The 16968-nt window shown below is 64.6% G+C and carries 19 protein-coding genes; 9 read left to right on the top strand and 10 right to left on the bottom strand.

The annotated features are described in order from the left end of the window. The 3 genes from minE to minC form a co-directional block, all read right to left on the bottom strand. On the bottom strand, positions 1 to 253 hold a 253-nt coding region (gene minE / locus FW760_RS20510; RefSeq protein ID WP_019693048.1), incomplete at its 3' end, for a cell division topological specificity factor MinE. A gap of 3 nt (positions 254 to 256) precedes the next feature. Beyond that, a complete protein-coding gene (gene minD, locus FW760_RS20505) occupies positions 257 to 1069 on the bottom strand; it encodes a septum site-determining protein MinD (RefSeq protein WP_043862644.1) in 813 nt (270 codons plus the stop codon). A 98-nt stretch (positions 1070 to 1167) separates the two neighbouring features. Next, complete coding sequence (gene minC, locus FW760_RS20500) at positions 1168 to 1920, bottom strand: septum site-determining protein MinC (protein ID WP_370409160.1); 753 nt, start codon at positions 1918 to 1920, stop codon at positions 1168 to 1170. Positions 1921 to 2040: 120 nt separating this feature from the next. Here minC and FW760_RS20495 point away from each other — a divergent pair, with 120 nt between their 5' ends. Together FW760_RS20495 and FW760_RS20490 are read left to right on the top strand one after the other, a co-directional pair. After that, positions 2041 to 2961 (top strand): lipid A biosynthesis lauroyl acyltransferase, encoded by a 921-nt coding sequence (locus FW760_RS20495; protein WP_043862646.1) that lies wholly within the window; start codon positions 2041 to 2043, stop codon positions 2959 to 2961. A gap of 114 nt (positions 2962 to 3075) precedes the next feature. After that, positions 3076 to 4242, top strand: coding sequence for a patatin-like phospholipase family protein (locus FW760_RS20490; RefSeq protein ID WP_043862647.1), 1167 nt, complete (start codon positions 3076 to 3078; stop codon positions 4240 to 4242). Positions 4243 to 4245: 3 nt separating this feature from the next. Here FW760_RS20490 and FW760_RS20485 read toward each other — a convergent pair whose 3' ends face one another. Then, positions 4246 to 5031 (bottom strand): MlaA family lipoprotein, encoded by a 786-nt coding sequence (locus FW760_RS20485; RefSeq protein ID WP_054915870.1) that lies wholly within the window; start codon positions 5029 to 5031, stop codon positions 4246 to 4248. Continuing rightward, on the bottom strand, positions 5024 to 6322 hold the full coding sequence (locus FW760_RS20480) for a serine/threonine protein kinase (RefSeq protein ID WP_043862649.1): 1299 nt from the start codon (positions 6320 to 6322) through the stop codon (positions 5024 to 5026). Before FW760_RS20480 ends, FW760_RS20485 begins: the two co-directional genes overlap by 8 nt. 240 nt (positions 6323 to 6562) lie before the next feature. On the opposite strand from FW760_RS20480, the gene FW760_RS20475 reads away from it, so the two are divergent. Then, entirely contained in the window at positions 6563 to 6925 is a 363-nt protein-coding gene (locus tag FW760_RS20475) for a hypothetical protein (protein WP_043862650.1), read from the top strand. A 91-nt stretch (positions 6926 to 7016) separates the two neighbouring features. On the opposite strand, the gene FW760_RS20470 is transcribed toward FW760_RS20475, so the two are convergent. Next, positions 7017 to 8570: a glycoside hydrolase family 17 protein gene (locus FW760_RS20470; RefSeq protein ID WP_446443933.1), complete on the bottom strand. Its 1554-nt coding sequence runs from the start codon at positions 8568 to 8570 to the stop codon at positions 7017 to 7019. A 176-nt stretch (positions 8571 to 8746) separates the two neighbouring features. Between FW760_RS20470 and FW760_RS20465 the strand changes: the two genes are divergently transcribed. The 3 genes from FW760_RS20465 (at position 8747) to FW760_RS20455 (ending at position 11753) form a co-directional block, all read left to right on the top strand. After that, the gene (locus FW760_RS20465; protein ID WP_054915868.1) at positions 8747 to 9595 is read left to right on the top strand and encodes a glycine betaine ABC transporter substrate-binding protein; all 849 of its coding nucleotides are present in this window, start codon (positions 8747 to 8749) and stop codon (positions 9593 to 9595) included. Between the two features lie 191 nt (positions 9596 to 9786). Next, positions 9787 to 10098 carry a DUF485 domain-containing protein gene (locus tag FW760_RS20460; RefSeq protein WP_043862653.1) on the top strand — a complete coding sequence of 104 codons (312 nt, stop codon included), beginning with the start codon at positions 9787 to 9789 and terminating at the stop codon, positions 10096 to 10098. Then, positions 10095 to 11753 carry a cation acetate symporter gene (locus tag FW760_RS20455; RefSeq protein WP_043862654.1) on the top strand — a complete coding sequence of 553 codons (1659 nt, stop codon included), beginning with the start codon at positions 10095 to 10097 and terminating at the stop codon, positions 11751 to 11753. The genes FW760_RS20460 and FW760_RS20455 overlap by 4 nt, the downstream gene beginning before the upstream one ends. A 68-nt stretch (positions 11754 to 11821) precedes the next feature. Here the strand turns inward: FW760_RS20455 and FW760_RS20450 are convergent, their stop codons facing one another. Then, positions 11822 to 11974, bottom strand: coding sequence for a DUF3309 family protein (locus FW760_RS20450; protein WP_010224169.1), 153 nt, complete (start codon positions 11972 to 11974; stop codon positions 11822 to 11824). 221 nt (positions 11975 to 12195) lie between these two features. Here FW760_RS20450 and FW760_RS20445 point away from each other — a divergent pair, with 221 nt between their 5' ends. The 3 genes from FW760_RS20445 to csrA all read left to right on the top strand — a co-directional run bounded on the left by FW760_RS20445 (position 12196) and on the right by csrA (position 13706). Then, positions 12196 to 13011: an SDR family oxidoreductase gene (locus FW760_RS20445; RefSeq protein ID WP_054915867.1), complete on the top strand. Its 816-nt coding sequence runs from the start codon at positions 12196 to 12198 to the stop codon at positions 13009 to 13011. Between the two features lie 48 nt (positions 13012 to 13059). Beyond that, on the top strand, positions 13060 to 13392 hold the full coding sequence (locus FW760_RS20440; RefSeq protein WP_054915866.1) for a YnfA family protein: 333 nt from the start codon (positions 13060 to 13062) through the stop codon (positions 13390 to 13392). A gap of 125 nt (positions 13393 to 13517) precedes the next feature. Continuing rightward, the gene (csrA, locus tag FW760_RS20435) at positions 13518 to 13706 is read left to right on the top strand and encodes a carbon storage regulator CsrA (RefSeq protein ID WP_043862657.1); all 189 of its coding nucleotides are present in this window, start codon (positions 13518 to 13520) and stop codon (positions 13704 to 13706) included. On the opposite strand, the gene FW760_RS20430 is transcribed toward csrA, so the two are convergent. The 3 genes from FW760_RS20430 to ngg form a co-directional block, all read right to left on the bottom strand. Then, positions 13707 to 13940 carry a YheU family protein gene (locus FW760_RS20430; protein WP_043862658.1) on the bottom strand — a complete coding sequence of 78 codons (234 nt, stop codon included), beginning with the start codon at positions 13938 to 13940 and terminating at the stop codon, positions 13707 to 13709. It lies immediately after the preceding gene. 73 nt (positions 13941 to 14013) lie between these two features. Next, entirely contained in the window at positions 14014 to 15198 is a 1185-nt protein-coding gene (locus FW760_RS20425; RefSeq protein WP_043862659.1) for an osmoprotectant NAGGN system M42 family peptidase, read from the bottom strand. 22 nt (positions 15199 to 15220) lie between these two features. Then, positions 15221 to 16966 carry an N-acetylglutaminylglutamine synthetase gene (gene ngg / locus FW760_RS20420; RefSeq protein ID WP_058541030.1) on the bottom strand — a complete coding sequence of 582 codons (1746 nt, stop codon included), beginning with the start codon at positions 16964 to 16966 and terminating at the stop codon, positions 15221 to 15223. Between the last annotated feature and the right edge of the window lie 2 nt (positions 16967 to 16968).

The raw sequence follows: 16968 nt of genomic DNA, 5'->3' as shown, positions 1-16968 counted from the left end.
AACGATCGGGCAGGGTGATATTGAGTTCCAGGATGGAGCAGCTGCCCTGGTTCTCCAGAGCGACGTGCACATCATCCGAGCCGATGTTGACGTACTTGCGGATCACCTCGACCAGTTCCTTCTGCAAGGCTGGCAGGTAGTCCGGAGTACTGCGCTGGCCGCGCTCGTGCGCCACGATGATCTGTAGACGCTCTTTCGCGACCGACGCGGTGCTTACTTTTTTGTTGGCACGAAAGAAGTCAAAAAGGTTCATTGGTCAGTTGCCTCCAAACAGGCGCTCGAAGAATCCCTTCTTCTGTACATCGAGGAACCGGTGTTCCACGGTTTTGCCCAGCAGGCGGTCGACGGTGTCGCTGTAGGCCTGGCCGGCATCGCTCTGGTCGTCGAGGATCACCGGCACACCCTGGTTGGATGCCTTGAGCACCGCCTGGGATTCGGGGATCACGCCCAGCAGCGCGACGGCGAGGATTTCCTTGACGTCCTCGACACCGAGCATTTCGCCCTTGCTCACGCGCTCTGGATGGTAGCGGGTGATCAGCAGGTGTTCCTTGATCGGGTCTTCGTTGCGTTCGGAACGGCGCGACTTGCTGGCCAGCAGGCCCAGCATGCGGTCCGAGTCACGTACCGAGGAGACTTCCGGGTTGGTCACCACGATGGCTTCGTCGGCGAAGTACATGGCCAGGTGGGCGCCTTTCTCGATACCGGCCGGCGAGTCGCAGACCACGTATTCGAATTGCTCCTTGAGCTCCATCAGGACCCGCTCCACGCCTTCGAGCGTGAGGGCATCCTTGTCACGGGTCTGGCTGGCGGCCAGCACGTACAGGTTCTCGAGGCGCTTGTCCTTGATCAGGGCCTGCTGCAGGTTGGCTTCGCCGTTGACCACGTTGACGAAGTCGTACACCACGCGGCGTTCGCAGCCCATGATCAGATCGAGGTTACGCAGGCCGACGTCGAAGTCGACGATGACCGTCTTGTGGCCGCGCAGTGCGAGGCCGGTACCGATAGCGGCGCTGGTGGTGGTCTTACCCACACCACCCTTGCCGGATGTAACCACTAGAATCTTGGCCAAGGTGTATCACCCCTAAAGAAAAAGGACGTTGAGGTCCCAGAAATATCCAAACCGGCAACATATGGAAAAGTTGCGCTGAAAATGGCGGCAAGTATCCGTTAAAGACGGGTGATGTTCAACACGTCACCGGACAGGCTGACCTGCACGTTGGCCCCCCACAACGGGTCGCGACGCAGGTCTTCGGCCACCTTGTACTGCCCGGCGATCGAGACCATTTCGGCGGTCAGCTGCTGGCAGAAAATACGTGCCCTGGTGTTGCCCTTGATACCGGCGAGGGCGCGACCGCGCATCGCGCCGTAAACATGGATGTTGCCATCGGCCAGAAGTTCCGCACCGGGGCTGACCGAAGCCAGTACCACCAGGTCGCCGCCCTGAGCATAGATCTGTTGGCCGCCACGCACCGGCGAGGTGATGATTTTTGTCGGTTTTACCGCAGGCTCCGGCGGCGGGGCCGGGGCCGGCTCTGGCTTGGGCGCCGGTGGCACCTCCACCGCAGGCTCCAGCGCACGTTCGCGGGCACCGGACGGCGGCAGCACCGGCAGGTCGATGGCAATGGCGGCGGCGATGTCCTCGATACGGCTGGCGCGAATGGCCAGGGTGCGCAGGCCATGGTGGCGGCATACGCGCATTAGCCCGGGCAGGTCGACCGCGCCTTCGCCGGCCGGCAGCTTGTCCAGCGCCAGCACCAGCGGGGTGTTGCTGAAGAAGTTGGGGGCCTGGGCGACTTTGGCCGCCAGTTGCCGATCGAGGCCTTCGAGGTCGTTCTGCGCAAGCTCGAGCACCGTGATGGCGAGCATGCTGCCCTTGAGCTGGAACACGGGGGCTTGGTCTGGCGTCTGGGTTTGGCTCATGGTTGGCATAAGGCAGCTTGTTACGAAAAAGTGCTCAGACTTATAACGAGAACGCCGGTTAGCCGCAACCCGCAGCGAACCGTTGTAGAATGCCCGGCCATCGTCTTTGCGGAATGTTTAATGGATCGCCCGCGTTTTCGCCTTTATTTTCTTCATCCACGCTTCTGGCCGCTGTGGCTGGGCCTGGCCCTGCTGTGGCTGATCGTGCAGCTGCCCTACCGGGCTTTGCTGGTGCTGGGCCGCCTGCTGGGCGCGCTGATGTACCGTGTTGCCGGTGACCGTCGACGCATTGCTGCGCGCAACCTGGAACTGTGTTTCCCCGAATTACCGTCTGTCGAGCGAACCCGTCTGCTCAAGGAAAACTTCGCCTCCACCGGCATCGCCTTCTTCGAAATGGCCATGAGCTGGTGGTGGCCAAAGGCCCGGTTGGCGCGCCTGGCGCACATCGAGGGGCTGGAGCACCTGCAGGCGGCGCAGCGTGACGGGCAGGGGGCCATCCTGATGGCCCTGCACTTCACCACGCTGGAGATCGGTGCGGCGCTGCTGGGCCAGGAACACACCATCGATGGCATGTACCGCGAGCACAAGAACCCGTTGTTCGACTTCGTGCAGCGCCGTGGGCGCGAGCGGCACAACCTCGACTCGCTGGCCGTGGAGCGCGAGGACGTGCGCGGCATGCTCAAGCTGCTGCGCTCGGGGCGCGCCATCTGGTATGCGCCCGACCAGGACTACGGCGCCAAGCAGAGCGTGTTCGTGCCGCTGTTCGGGATCGAGGCGGCTACCGTGACCGCCACCACCAAGTTCGCCCGCCTGGGGCGGGCGCGGGTGATCCCGTTCACCCAGCAGCGCCTGGCGGACGGCAGTGGCTACCGGCTGGTGATCCATGCGCCGCTGCAGGATTTTCCGGGGGAGAGCGAAGAGGCCGACTGCCTGCGCATCAACCAGTGGATCGAGTCGGTGCTGCGCGAATGCCCCGAGCAGTACCTGTGGGCACACCGACGCTTCAAGTCGCGCCCGCCGGGGGCGCCCAAGCTGTATTAGGACAATCGTGGGGTGGCTATCGCGGGTCAAGCCCGCTCCCACAAGGGTAGCCACAAACCTGTGGGAGCGGGCTTGGCCCGCGATGCAGTCGATAGGGATCTCAGGGAGTACCCCATGCCAGCCCCCCAACCGGTCACCGGCCTGATCCTCTCGGGCGGTGGCGCCCGTGCCGCCTACCAGGTCGGCGTGCTCGCCGGCATCGCCGACCTGCTGCCCGCCGGCGCCGGCAACCCGTTCCCGGTGATCGTCGGCACCTCGGCCGGGGCCATCAATGCGGTGACCCTGGCCAGCGGTGCGATGCATTTTGCCGACGCCATCCGCCGCCTCACCGGCTTCTGGCAGGGCTTTCGCAGCCACCAGGTACTGCGCAGCGACTGGCCCGGGGTGATCCGCCAGGCCAGCCGCTTCGTCGGCCACAGCCTGCTGGGCCTGGGGGCCCAGGTACCGGTGGCGCTGCTCGACAGCTCGCCGCTGCGCAAACTGCTCAACCAGCACCTGGACCTGGACGGCATCGGCCATGCCATCGACCAGCAGCACCTGCGCGCGGTGGCGGTGACCGCGTTCGGCTACGAGTCGGGCCAGGCGGTGACCTTCTACCAGGGCAAGGGCGCCATCGACCCGTGGCTGCGCCATCGACGCATCGGCATGCCGACCCGCCTGAGCGTCGAGCACCTGCTGGCCAGTTCGGCCATCCCGTTGCTGTTTGCGCCGATCAGGCTGGGCCACGAATTCTATGGTGACGGTGCGGTGCGCCAGTCGGCGCCGATCAGCCCGGCGCTGCACCTGGGCGCCAACCGCGTGCTGGTGGTGGGGGTCAGCGGCAACCCCCAGGGGCCGACGCCGGGTGATCCACGCGAGCGGGTGTTCAGCGGCAAGCAGCCGAGCCTGGCGCAGATCGGCGGGCACCTGCTCAACAGCACGTTCATCGACAGCCTGGAAGACGACCTTGAGCTGTTGCAGCGGCTCAACCACCTGAGCCACCTGCTGCCCAGCGACGTGCAGCCCCGGCGCCTGGGCCTGGCCCCGGTGGAGGTGCTGGTGGTTGCGCCCAGCCAGCCGCTGGACGAGATCGCCGCCCGCCATCGGCGCGAACTGCCCGCCGCGCTGCGCATGTTCCTGCGCGGCCCGGGGGCGACCAAGACCAGCGGCGCCGGGGTGCTCAGCTACCTGTTGTTCGAAGCCGGCTATTGCAGCGAGCTGATCGAACTGGGCCGGCGCGACGCGCTGACCAAGCAGGGCGAGCTATGCCGCTTTCTCGGCCTGCCGCTGCCCCGGCCCTGAGCGCTACTCGGCGATCTGCAGGCGGCGTGCCTCGGTGTACACGTAGCGCACCTTTTCATACTCGAACGGCGAGTTCAGCTGGCCGTAGCGAAAGCTGGTGGTATAGCGCTTGTCGATGGCGCGCAGTACCCAGACCTCCGGGTTGTCGCTGCTGACCTCGGCCATGTTGAGGAAGTTGATCCAGTTCTCGGCGCTGTAGTCCACCACCAGCCCGCCGGTGTCGCGCAGGTTCGACGGGCCCAGGATCGGCAGCATCAGGTACGGGCCGTCCGGCACGCCATAGAAGCCCAGGGTCTGGCCGAAGTCTTCGCTCTGGTGCGGCAGCCCCATCTTGGTCGCCGGGTCCCACAGGCCGGCGACGCCCAGGGTGGTGTTGAACAGCAGGCGCGCGGTGATCTCCATCGAGCGCTTGCCCTTGAACTGCAGCAGGCTGTTGAGCAGGTTGGGCACATCGCCCAGGTTGCTGAAGAAGTTGCTGACCCCGGTGCGCACGAAGCTTGGGGTGATGTAGCGGTAGCCATTGACCACCGGCAGGAACACCCACTGGTCGAAGCGGTAGTTGAAGTGGTACAGCCGGCGGTTCACCGACTCGAACGGGTCGTAGACGTTCAGCGCGGTCAGGGTCGAACGCTCGAACTCGCGCTGGTCCAGGCCGGGGTTGAACTTGAGTTCCTTGAGCGGATCGGTAAAGCCGTCGGCTTCGATCACGCTGGCTCGCGCCGGGATCTCATCGGCCTGTACCAGGCCTGCGGCGAGCAACGCCGTCACGATCAGAAGTTTTTTAACCACGGAAAAACTCCAGCATCGCGTCGCTGTTGACGCGGTAGTTGATATTGCCGCAGTGCCCGCCATGCGGGTACAGGGTCAGGCGGTCGCCAAAGGTGCTGCGCAGAAAGCCGATGTCGCCGGGGCCCAGGATCACATCGTCGGCGTTGTGCATCACGGCGATTTTCGGGCTGTTTTGCAGGTAGTCCTTGAGGGCATACAGGCTCACCTGGTCGATCAGCTGCAGCAGGCTGCCGCCATCGGTGCGCGCGCGCCACATGGGGATGACCTGCTCGGTCAGGTAGCAGTCGAAGTCGCATTGCAGCGCACGCTTGAAGAACGGCGTGAGGCTGCTGCCTTCGGTGATCGGGTACTTGGGCGGGGTGATCAGGCCGCGGCGGTTGATCAGGTCGGAGGTAAAGGCGATATCGGCGGACGAGAAGCGGAACGAGGTGCCTATCAGCATCGCCATCTGCTCGTTGCTCAGGTGCTGGCGCGACTGCTGGAAGTCGTAGAGCAGCGCGTCGTTGAGGTCGATGTAGCCTTTTTGCTGGAAGTAGCGGGTGAGCTTGGTCAGCACCAGTTCATAGAAGGTGGTGCTGTTGTTCACGCCCTTGACCTCGGTCTGCACCAGCTTGTCGAGGTTGCTGATCGAGGTGTAGAGGTTGACCGGCGGGTTGAGCAGCAGCACGCGCTTGAAGTTGAAGCTGCGCCGGGTTTCGTCCAGGTGGCTGACGAAGGCTGCGTCGAGGGCACCGAGGCTGTAGCCGGTGAGGTAGTACTCGCTGACAGGCAGGCGCGGGTGCTGGGCGCGCACGCCCTGCATCACCCGGTACAGGTCTTCGGCGTCTTCGGCGCTCACGCCCGGGGTGGCGAAGCGCGAGGCGGCGCTGATGAAGTCGAAGCTGGTGGGCGATGAGAGCTGCACCACGTGGTAGCCGGCCTTGTAGTAGAGGCGCTTGAGGTACTCGTTGAGGCTGCTGGTGTAGGGCGCGCCGGTACCGGCGATCAGGAAGATCAGCGGCGCCTCGTGGTCCTGTCGGGCCAGGCGATAGCGCAGCTTCTTGACCGCCCAGAAGTTGTCCGGAAGAGTGAACTCGCGTTCGGGGCGCAGGTTGAGGCTGTAGTCGGACTGATCGATGTCATCGTCGGTCGGCAGTTCGGGGCGCAGGTCGGGCGGTGTGGAGGCGATCGTCGCCTCGAAGGGATTGGTCAGCGGGTAGCCATAGGTGGCCGCATCGACATCCACCGCAGACGCGGCCGCACTCATCAAGAGGCCACCCAGCAGGGCAGCAAGGCGCAGTGATCGAAGCATGACGGATCCCCAGGAAAGGCAAGGCAAAGTGTGTACTGCAGGCTAGGACACTCGTGCTATCGGCAAAGTTGCCTTGTGCCCCGGCATTTACCGTCCCCGATGTTGCCGTGCGGGCCAGTGCCAGGGCAACAGCGGGTTTTGTTTCTTTGCTGATAAAAGTAGCTCAGGCCGCCGCTTTTGCCTTGCACAGGCCCGGTGGGGGATTATGCTGGGCGCCGTTTTCCTGTTTCCGGAGTTGTCATGTCCCGCCGTTTGCCGCTGATTGCCTTGCTTGTGTGCCTGTCGCTGTGGGCTGCGGCCTGCTATGGGGTGCGCTACGGCTTCATGGAGGATGTCAGGTGGGTCGGTGTGTGCAGCTCGCCCCAGGTGAGCTGGGAGTGCCAGTTGCGCGCCACGCTGGGCCTGATGATCCACTTGCGGGTGCTGGGCTGGGTCGCCCTGGGGTTGGCCGTGGTGGCGACGCTGGTGCCGCGTCGGGCCGGCTGGTGGCTGGCGGTGCTGTCCCTGGTGTTCGGGCTGCCGGCACTGGCGCTGTACACCGTGAGCCTGGCGGCGTTCGCGCTGGTGCTGGCGGGGTTGCGGCTGGTGCGGCGCACGGCCTGAGGCTTACGCTGTATCGTTCGCCGGCAAGGCCGGCGCCTATCGGGTTCAACGCCTCCCTGCAGAGCCGGCCTTGCCGGCGAAGAGCCGACGCTCAGCCCTGCCTGATCCGCAGGCAGCGCCACAGCGCCGCGGTCATCAGCGCGCTCACCAGGGCCCACACCAGCGCCTGCTGGCTGCTCAAGCCCTCGATGAACAGCTGCGGCGCAATCCCGGCGCCGACGATGAAGGTCAGCAAGGCCACCTCGGCGCGCGCTACCCGCACCGGTCGCAGCAGGTACACCACCGCCGGCAGCACCAGCGCCGGGCTCGGGAAGCTGCGGTAGCGCGGGTCGAACACCAGCGCCAGCATGCTCACCGCCGCAGCGAAGCCGGCCGCCATCACCCACCAGCCGGCACGCGCCTGCAGCCAGGCGAACAGGCGCTCACGCCAGCCACTGCGCTGTGCCAGCGCCAGCGCGCCATGGGCCAGTACCACCAGGTTGAGCCCCGCCAGCAGCACGGCCCACAACCACTCGCCAACGAAGCGGCTGTTGACCCGTACCAGCTCGCCCCACAACCCCAGGCTGGCGGCCCCCAGTGCGGCCAGCAAGGGCAGCGCCAGGGCGCCACGCACGCCGCGCACCGGCCCGGCCAGGGCCAGGGTGGCGGCGAACAGCAGCACGCCGATGCCCAGCCACTGCGGCCAGAACGGCAGGTTGCTCACCGGGCCTTCGATTATGCCCTTGTCCTGCCGGTCGGCATCGTACAGCCCCCAGTAACCGCCCACCGCGCCTTCGCTGGCGCGCTTCCACGGCTGGTCGAAGGCTTCGATCAGGTTGTAATGCCAGCCATTCTGCTCGGCCATGGCGACGAACCCGCGAATGAAGCGCGCTTCGTTGACCCGGCTGGGCAGGGCGGTCTCGCGCTGGCGCCCTTCGCTGGGCCAGCCGGTTTCGCCGATCATCACGTCCTTGGGCGCGAAGCGGTTGCCGAACACCTGGCGGATCTCGCCAACGTGGGCCAGCGCTTCGTCGATGCCCTTGGGATCATCTTCCCAGTAGGGCAACAGGTGAATGGTCACGAAGTCCACCTGCGGCGCGATCTGTGGGTGCTGCAGCCAGAACTCCCACACGTCGGCGTAGGTCACCGGTACCTGCACCTGGCTTTTCACCTGGTGGATCAGATCGGCCAGGTGATCGCCCGTCACTTCCTTGCGCAACAGCACCTCGTTGCCCACGATCACGGCGCGGGTGATGTCCGGGTTGGCATTGGCGGTGGCGATCAGGGCCTTGATCTCCTTGGCCGTGACCAGCGGGTCGGCACTCACCCAGGCCCCGAACATCACCTTCAGGCCGTACTTGCGCGCCAGCTGCGGGATCGCTTCCAGGCCCGTCATCGAGTAGGTGCGGATGCATTCGAAGCGCTGTGCAAGCAGGGCGAGGTCAGCCTCCACGCGCTCCGGACGCAGGGTGAAGGGCTGGTCGAACGGCGACTGGTCCTTGTCGAAGGGCGTGTAGGAGACGCATTGCAACTTGTGCGTGGGGCTGGCGGCGTCCGGCAGCGATACCGGCTTGCCGAGCCCGTACCAGAGCCCGCCCAACGCGAACAGGCCAAGCAGGCAGGCAAACAGGTAGGGCAGCAGCGGGAAGCGGGCAGTCGAGGGCATGGCGCGGACCGGTCAGGAAACAAAGCCGCCAATACTACCTGCAAATGCCGGCCGGTAGCGGGCCTGGCTGGCGTTGTGATGTCGTTTCTCGATGTTTCGACGTCGCTGACAGAGCAGGTTGGCCGCCAGTGGCGGTTGATGATGCAGGTTCCGTGACGTGACGAGGGGATGCTTTGATGAAAATGCGACGACTCCTGGGGGCGGGCACTGCCCTGATACTGGCCATGGGCACCAGCCTGGCCATGGCCAAGGAAGTAAGCATCGGCTACGTCGATGGGTGGTCCGACAGCGTGGCGACCACCCATGTGGCGGCCGAGGTGATCAAGCAGAAGCTCGGTTATGACGTCAAGCTGATGCCGGTGGCCACCGGCATCATGTGGCAGGGGGTGGCCACCGGAAAGCTCGATGCGATGCTGTCGGCCTGGCTGCCGGTGACCCATGGCGAATACTGGGCCAAGAACAAGGACAACGTGGTCGACTACGGCCCCAACTTCAAGGACGCCAGGATTGGCCTGATCGTGCCCGAATACGTCAAGGCGCAGTCGATCGCCGACCTCGGAAGCGATGCCGGCTTCAAGAAGAAGATCGTCGGCATCGACGCCGGGTCCGGGGTGATGCTCAAGACCGACCAGGCGATCAAGGACTACGACCTTGCCGGCTACAAGCTGCAGGCCAGCTCCGGCGCTGCCATGACCTCTGAACTGGGGCGCGCCTACGCCAAGCAGCAGCCCATCGTGGTCACCGGCTGGGTGCCGCACTGGATGTTCGCCAAGTGGAAGCTGCGCTTTCTCGAAGACCCCAAAGGCGTGTACGGCGCCGCCGAGACGGTCAACAGCATCGGCAGCAAGGAACTCGATACGAAGGCGCCGGAAGTCGCAGCGTTCCTGAAGAAGTTCTCGTGGCAATCCAAGGACGAGATCGGCGAAGTCATGCTGGCCATTCAGGAAGGCGCAAAGCCGGACGCTGCGGCGAAGGAGTGGGTCGCCAAGCACCCCGAGCGGGTCGCCGAGTGGACCGCAAAATAATGGCCTAAGGCCTCTATCTGGCACCTTCCAGGGCCGCGCGGTGTTTTGCCACCGCGCGGCCCTTTGCATGGGCGGCTGTTACGTAGCCGGTAAAAGAGTTTTACATCTAAGACTAAGGTCGTCTGGAGTGCGTCCCAAGGCAGCATAAAGTGGCGTGGTACTACCCAATCTGTGCTGCGAGGACAAAAACAATGAACGACAGCATTTATCTCTCGATACAAAACAGCCCGCGGTTCAAGGAGCTGGTTTCAAAACGTGAACGCTTCGCCTGGATTCTCTCGGCGATCATGCTCGGCCTCTACGCCGCCTTTATCCTGTTGATTGCCTACGGCCCGCAGATTCTGGGTGCCAAGCTCAGCCCCGGCTCCTCGATTACCTGGGGTATCCCGCTGGGTGTGGGTCTGATCGTTTCGGCTTTCGTGCTGACCGGCATCTACGTACGTCGTGCCAATGGTGAGTTCGACGAGCTGAACAACGCGATCCTGAAGGAGGCTCAGCAATGATCCGGCGTCTACTGGCAACACTGGCCTTTGGCGCTTTCGCGCCTGCCGTCTGGGCCGCCGACGCCCTGACCGGCGAGGTGCACAAACAACCCCTGAACGTCTCGGCGATCCTGATGTTCGTCGCCTTCGTCGGTGCCACCCTGTGCATCACCTACTGGGCTTCAAAGCGTAACAAGTCGGCCTCTGACTACTACGCCGCAGGCGGGCGAATCACGGGCTTCCAGAACGGCCTGGCGATTGCCGGCGACTACATGTCGGCAGCCTCCTTCCTGGGTATTTCCGCACTGGTATACACCTCCGGTTACGACGGCCTGATCTACTCGATCGGCTTCCTGGTGGGCTGGCCGATCATTCTGTTCCTGATCGCCGAACGCCTGCGCAACCTGGGCAAGTACACCTTTGCCGACGTGGCCTCGTATCGCCTCGGGCAAAAGCAGATCCGCACCCTGTCAGCCTCCGGCTCGCTGGTGGTGGTGGCGTTCTACCTGATCGCGCAGATGGTCGGCGCCGGCAAGCTGATCCAGCTGCTGTTCGGCCTGGACTACCACGTGGCGGTCATCCTGGTGGGTATCCTGATGTGCATGTACGTGCTGTTCGGCGGCATGCTCGCAACCACCTGGGTACAGATCATCAAGGCGGTGCTGCTGCTGTCCGGTGCCAGCTTCATGGCGCTGATGGTGATGAAGCACGTCAACTTCGACTTCAATGCGCTGTTCTCCGAGGCGATCAAGGTTCACCCCAAGGGTGAGGCGATCATGAGCCCGGGCGGCCTGGTCAAAGACCCGATCTCCGCGTTCTCGCTGGGCCTGGCGCTGATGTTCGGTACCGCTGGCCTGCCGCACATCCTGATGCGCTTCTTCACCGTGAGCGACGCCAAGGAAGCGCGCAAGAGCGTGCTGTATGCAACCGGCTTCATCGGCTACTTCTACATCCTGACCTTCATCATCGGCTTCGGCGCGATCCTGCTGGTGAGCACCAACCCGGACTTCAAGGACGCAGCAGGCGCCTTGCTGGGCGGCAACAACATGGCTGCGGTGCACCTGGCCGACGCCGTGGGCGGCAGCATCTTCCTGGGCTTCATCTCGGCAGTGGCCTTCGCCACCATCCTGGCAGTGGTTGCCGGCCTGACCCTGGCCGGTGCCTCGGCGGTGTCCCATGACCTGTATGCCAGCGTATGGCGCAAGGGCAAGGTCAACGACAAGGACGAGATCCGCGTGTCGAAGATCACCACCGTCGCACTGGGTGTGCTGGCCATCGGCCTGGGTATCCTGTTCGAAAGCCAGAACATCGCGTTCATGGTCGGCCTGGCGTTCTCGATCGCGGCCAGCTGCAACTTCCCGGTACTGCTGCTTTCGATGTACTGGAAGAAGCTGACCACCCGTGGCGCCATGATCGGCGGCTGGATGGGGCTGGTAAGTGCGGTGGGCCTGATGGTGCTCGGTCCGACCATCTGGGTGCAGATCCTGGGTCACGAGAAAGCCATCTACCCGTATGAGTACCCGGCGCTGTTCTCGATGCTGATTGCCTTTGCCGGTATCTGGTTCTTCTCGGTTACCGACAAGTCCAAGGCAGCGGATGACGAGCGTGCGCTGTTCTTCCCGCAGTTTGTCCGGTCGCAAACCGGCCTGGGGGCAAGCGGTGCTGTTTCGCACTGAGTCCTGAGCAATAAAAAAACGGCCTTCGGGCCGTTTTTTTATGTGGGGGCCATTGCACCCCCGGGTTTCTATATCTTGCCGAGCAACAACAGGATCAACAGGATGATCAGCACGGTACCAATGATGCCGGACGGGCCGTAGCCCCAACTTCTGGAGTGCGGGAAAACGGGTAAGCCACCGATCAACAGCAAAATCAGGATGATGATAAGTATGGTGCCCATGGCAGAGTCCTTTTGTTGAGTACGGTAATCAGCGTATGCAGTTGCGATCCATCTCTTCGGTCATGACGTTCATGTCCGCCTGTTAAATCGGACTCCCACAGGCAACTAAAAGTTTAGTTCGATATGTGTTTGCCCGCGCCATTCAGCATCCTGATACAGCGTGGGCGTCGCTGCACCCTTCGCTACACTGGCCTTCAACTTCAGGAACAAGGCATCCGGCTATGCAAAACCGCATGATGATCACTGGCGCCGGGTCCGGCCTTGGCCGCGAGATTGCCCTGCGCTGGGCCCGCGAGGGTTGGCAACTGGCCCTGAGCGACATCGGCGAGGCCGGCCTGCAGCAGACCCTCACGCTGGTGCGCGAGGCGGGCGGCGAGGGCTTCGTCCAGCGTTGCGACGTGCGCGACTACAGCCAGCTCACCGCCCTGGCCCAGGCCTGCGAAGAAAAGCTCGGCGGCATCGATGTGATCGTCAACAACGCCGGGGTGGCGTCGGGCGGTTTTTTTGCCGAGCTGTCGCTGGAAGACTGGGACTGGCAGATCGCGATCAACCTGATGGGCGTGGTCAAGGGCTGCAAGGCGTTCCTGCCGCTGCTCGAACGCAGCAAGGGCCGCATCATCAACATCGCGTCCATGGCGGCGCTGATGCAGGGGCCGGCCATGAGCAACTACAACGTGGCCAAGGCCGGGGTGGTGGCGCTGTCCGAAAGCCTGCTGGTGGAGCTGCGCCAGCAACAGGTGGCGGTGCATGTGGTGTGCCCGTCGTTCTTCCAGACCAACCTGCTGGATTCGTTCCGCGGCCCCACCCCGGCAATGAAGGCCCAGGTGGGCAAACTGCTGGAAAGCTCGCCGATCAGTGCCAGCGACATTGCCGGCTACATCTACGAGGGGGTGGCGCGCGGTGACTTCATGATTCTGCCCCACGAGCAGGGGCGCCTGGCCTGGCAGCTCAAGCAGCGCGACCCGCAGGCGCTGTATGACGAAATGGCCGAGATGGCCGTGCGAATGCGTGCCAAGGGGCGTCAGACGCAGGCGTAGGCTGTTCGCTACGGTATGCTAGGCGCTTTTGCGCGGGTAGCAGCGGACGTGATGAATTATGTGTGGTTCTTTCTGGCGGCGGTGTTCGAGATCGCCGGCTGTTATGCCTTCTACATGTGGCTGCGGCTGGGCAAGAGCGGCTGGTGGATCGCCCCCGCGCTGCTCAGCCTGACCCTGTTCGGCCTGCTGCTGACCCGCGTCGAGGCGGCCTACGCCGGGCGCGCCTACGCCGCCTATGGCGGCATCTATATCGTCACTTCGCTGCTGTGGCTGGCGGTGGTGGAGCGTGCCCGGCCGATGGGCAGCGACTGGCTCGGTGCGTTGCTGTGCGTGATCGGCGCCACCATCATCGTGATCGGACCACGTCTGCAAAACAGCTGAGCGGGTAGGATCTTGTAGGCAAATTCCCGCAAAGTTGTGGGAATTGTCTATTTGCCTGTCAGAGCGTTGAACCGTTTCAGCACCCGGTTCAGTCTTCACTCTCCCCTGATGTGGAGGATTGGAGAATGCTGGTCATAGGGCGCGAAGTCGGCGAGGTCATTACCATCGATGACGACATCAAGATCAAGGTACTGTCGGTAGACGGCAACACGGTGCGTTTCGGCATCTGCGCACCACGCGATGTGGAGGTGCACCGTGCAGAAATCTATCGGCGTATCGCCGAGCAACTGGGCAAGGGCGGCCTGGGCGCCTGATCACTGATCGTCGAGCAGCTCGCGGGGCACTTCATGCCTGGCGAGCAGTTGGCACTGCTGGCTGTCCAGGTCGAACAGGATCACCGCCTGCCCCTTGGCCAGCGCCTGGCGCACGCGCAGTACACGGGTTTCCAGCGGGGTGTCGTCGCCATTGTCGGTACCGTCGCGGGTGACGAAGTCTTCGATCAGGCGGGTGAGGGTGTCGGCTTCGAGCTGGTCGTAGGGTATCAACATAAAAAAGCTACAGAATCAGGAAAGGTTTCGCACATGCTACGCGAAACCTTTCCTGCATGTGGCCTGCATGTGGCTAGCCTTTTTGACCAACCAGGCTGTCCACCGCCGGTACGCGGGTATCACTTTCCATTTGTGCGTCGTGTTCCAGCTGGTGGCTGAAGCTTTCCAGCGAACTGCCGGTGGGCTTGGAATCGCTGGCGAACACCGGCGGGCTGAGCAGGTAGGCGCTGAGCAGGCGGCTGAGGGCAGCCAGGCTGTCGATATGGGTGCGCTCGTAGCCGTGGGTGGCGTCGCAGCCGAACGCCAGCAGCGCGGTGCGGATGTCATGCCCGGCGGTGATCGCCGAATGCGCGTCGCTGAAGTAGTAGCGGAACAGGTCGCGGCGCACCGGCAGGTTGTGCTCGCGGCCCAGGCTCAGCAGGTGGCGCGACAAGTGGTAGTCGTAGGGGCCGGCGGAGTCCTGCATGGCCACGCTGACCGCGTGTTCGCTGGAATGCTGGCCGGGGGCGACCGGGGCGATGTCGATGCCGACGAATTCGCTGACGTCCCACGGCAATGCGGCGGCGGCCCCCGAGCCGGTCTCTTCGGTGATGGTGAACAGCGGATGGCAGTCGATCTGTGGCTGGATGCCGCTTTCGACGATGGCCTTGAGCGAGGCCAGCAGCGCCGCGACGCCGGCCTTGTCGTCCAGGTGACGGGCGCTGATATGGCCGCTTTCGGTGAACTCGGGCAACGGGTCGAAGGCCACGAAGTCACCGATGCCGATGCCCAGGGTTTCACAGTCGGCGCGGGTGGTGCAGTAGGCATCCAGGCGCAGCTCGACGTGCTCCCAGCTCACCGGCATCTGGTCGACCGCGGTATTGAAGGCGTGCCCGCTGGCCATCAGCGGCAGCACGCTGCCGCGAAACACGCCGGTGTCGGTGAACACGCTGACCCGGCTGCCCTCGGCGAAACGGCTCGACCAGCAGCCGACCGGGGCCAGGCCCAGGCGGCCGTTGTCCTGCAAGGTGCGCACGCTGGCGCCGATGGTGTCCAGGTGTGCCGAAACGGCGCGGTCGGGCGAGCTCTTGCGGCCCTTGAGGGTGGCGCGGATGGTGCCGCGCCGGGTCAGCTCGAAGGGGATACCCAGTTCTTCCAGGCGCTCGGCCACGTAGCGCACGATGGTGTCGGTGAAGCCGGTGGGGCTGGGGATGGCGAGCATTTCCAGCAGGACCTTCTGCAGATAGGTCAGGTCCGGTTCGGGCAATTGATCAGGCATGCGGACTCCTCGTGGGGCGTTGTCACGGCACCGGCCGGCTGTGCGGGAACAGCAGGTCGACGAAGCGTTCGGCAGTGGGTTGGGGTTCGTGGTTGGCCAGGCCCACCCGTTCATTGGCTTCGATGAACACGTAGTCGGGCTGGTCGGCGGCCTTGACCATCAGGTCCAGGCCGACCACCGGAATGTCCAGGGCGCGGGCGGCCCGCACGGCGGCATCCACCAGGGTCGGGTGCAGGCGTGCGGTGACGTCTTCCAGGCAGCCGCCGGTGTGCAGGTTGGCGGTACGCCGCACGGCCAGGCGCTGGCCGGCGGGCAGAATGGTGTCGTAGTCGACCCCGGCGGCGTGCAGGGTGCGCTGGGTCTCGGCGTCGAGCGGGATCTTGCTTTCGCCACCAGTGGCGGCCTGGCGCCTGCGGCTCTGGGCTTCGATCAGCGCACCGATGGCGTGCTGGCCGTCGCCGACGATCGAGGCCGGGTGACGAATCGCGGCGGCCACCACCTCGTAGCCGATGACCACGATGCGCAGGTCCAGCCCTTCATGAAAGCTTTCCAGCAGCACGCGGCTGTCGTATTGGCGCGCGTGCTCGATGGCGGCGTCCAGGTCTTGCAGGCAGGTCAGGTTGACCGCCACGCCGTTGCCCTGTTCGCCATCCAGCGGCTTGACCACCACCGCGCCGTGGTCTTCCAGAAAGGCCAGGTTGTCGGCGGCGTTGCCCGCCAGCTGTTGCGCCGGCAGGCTCAGGCCGGCGGCTTCGAGCACCTTGTGGGTCAGGCTCTTGTCCTGGCACAGGGTCATGCTCACGGCGGTGGTCAGGTCGCTGAGCGACTCGCGGCAGCGCACCCGGCGTCCGCCGTGGTTGAGGGTGAACAGCCCGGCGGTGGCATCGTCCACCTGCACATCGATCCCGCGCTTGTAGGCTTCCTCGACGATGATCCGCGCATAGGGGTTGAGCCCGGCCTCCGGCCCCGGCCCCAGGAACAGCGGCTGGTTGATGCCGTTCTTGCGCTTGACCGCGAAGGTGGGCAGGGTGCGAAAGCCCAGCTTGGCGTACAGCCGCTTGGCCTGGCGATTGTCGTGCAGCACCGACAGGTCGAGGTGGCTCAGCCCGCGGCTCATGAAGTGTTCGATCAGGTGGCGTACCAGTACTTCGCCGACCCCGGGCCGGGTGCAGTTGGGGTCCACGGCCAGGCACCACAGGCTGCTGCCGTGCTCCGGGTCGTCGAAGGCCTTTTGATGATTCAGCCCCATCACGCTGCCGATCACCGCACCGTTGTCCTCGTCTTCGGCCAGCCAGTACACCGGGCCGCCCTGGTGGCGCGGAGTGATCAGCGCCGGGTCGACCGGCAGCATGCCACGGGCCACGTACAGCTCGTTGATGGCTGCCCAGTCGCTGTCGCTCTGTGCGCGGCGGATACGAAAGCCGCGAAACACTCGCTGCGCCTGGCGGTAGTCGCTGAACCACAGGCGCAAGGTGTCGGAGGGGTCGAGAAACAGCTGTTGCGGCGCCTGGGCCAGTACCTGCTGGGGGGCGGCCACGTACAGCGCGATATCGCGCTCGCCGGGCTGCTCCTTGGCCAGGGCCGCCGCCAGGCTGGCCGGGTCGGGGTAGGTGTGGCCGATCAGCAGCCGGCCCCAACCGCAATGCAACCAGCGCGGCTGGTCGTGCGGGTCGCTGCCGTCGCCGGCCAGTTGCGCCTGCAGGCGTTCATAGGACGGCACCTGGCCGCGCAGCAGGCGCTGGCCATAGGGTGAGGCATGGGCTTTCATCG

Source organism: Pseudomonas sp. 1176_21, from assembly GCF_052850635.1.
The sequence above is the reverse complement of the archived record's forward strand: the minus strand, read 5'-3'. Positions and strand labels throughout refer to the sequence as shown.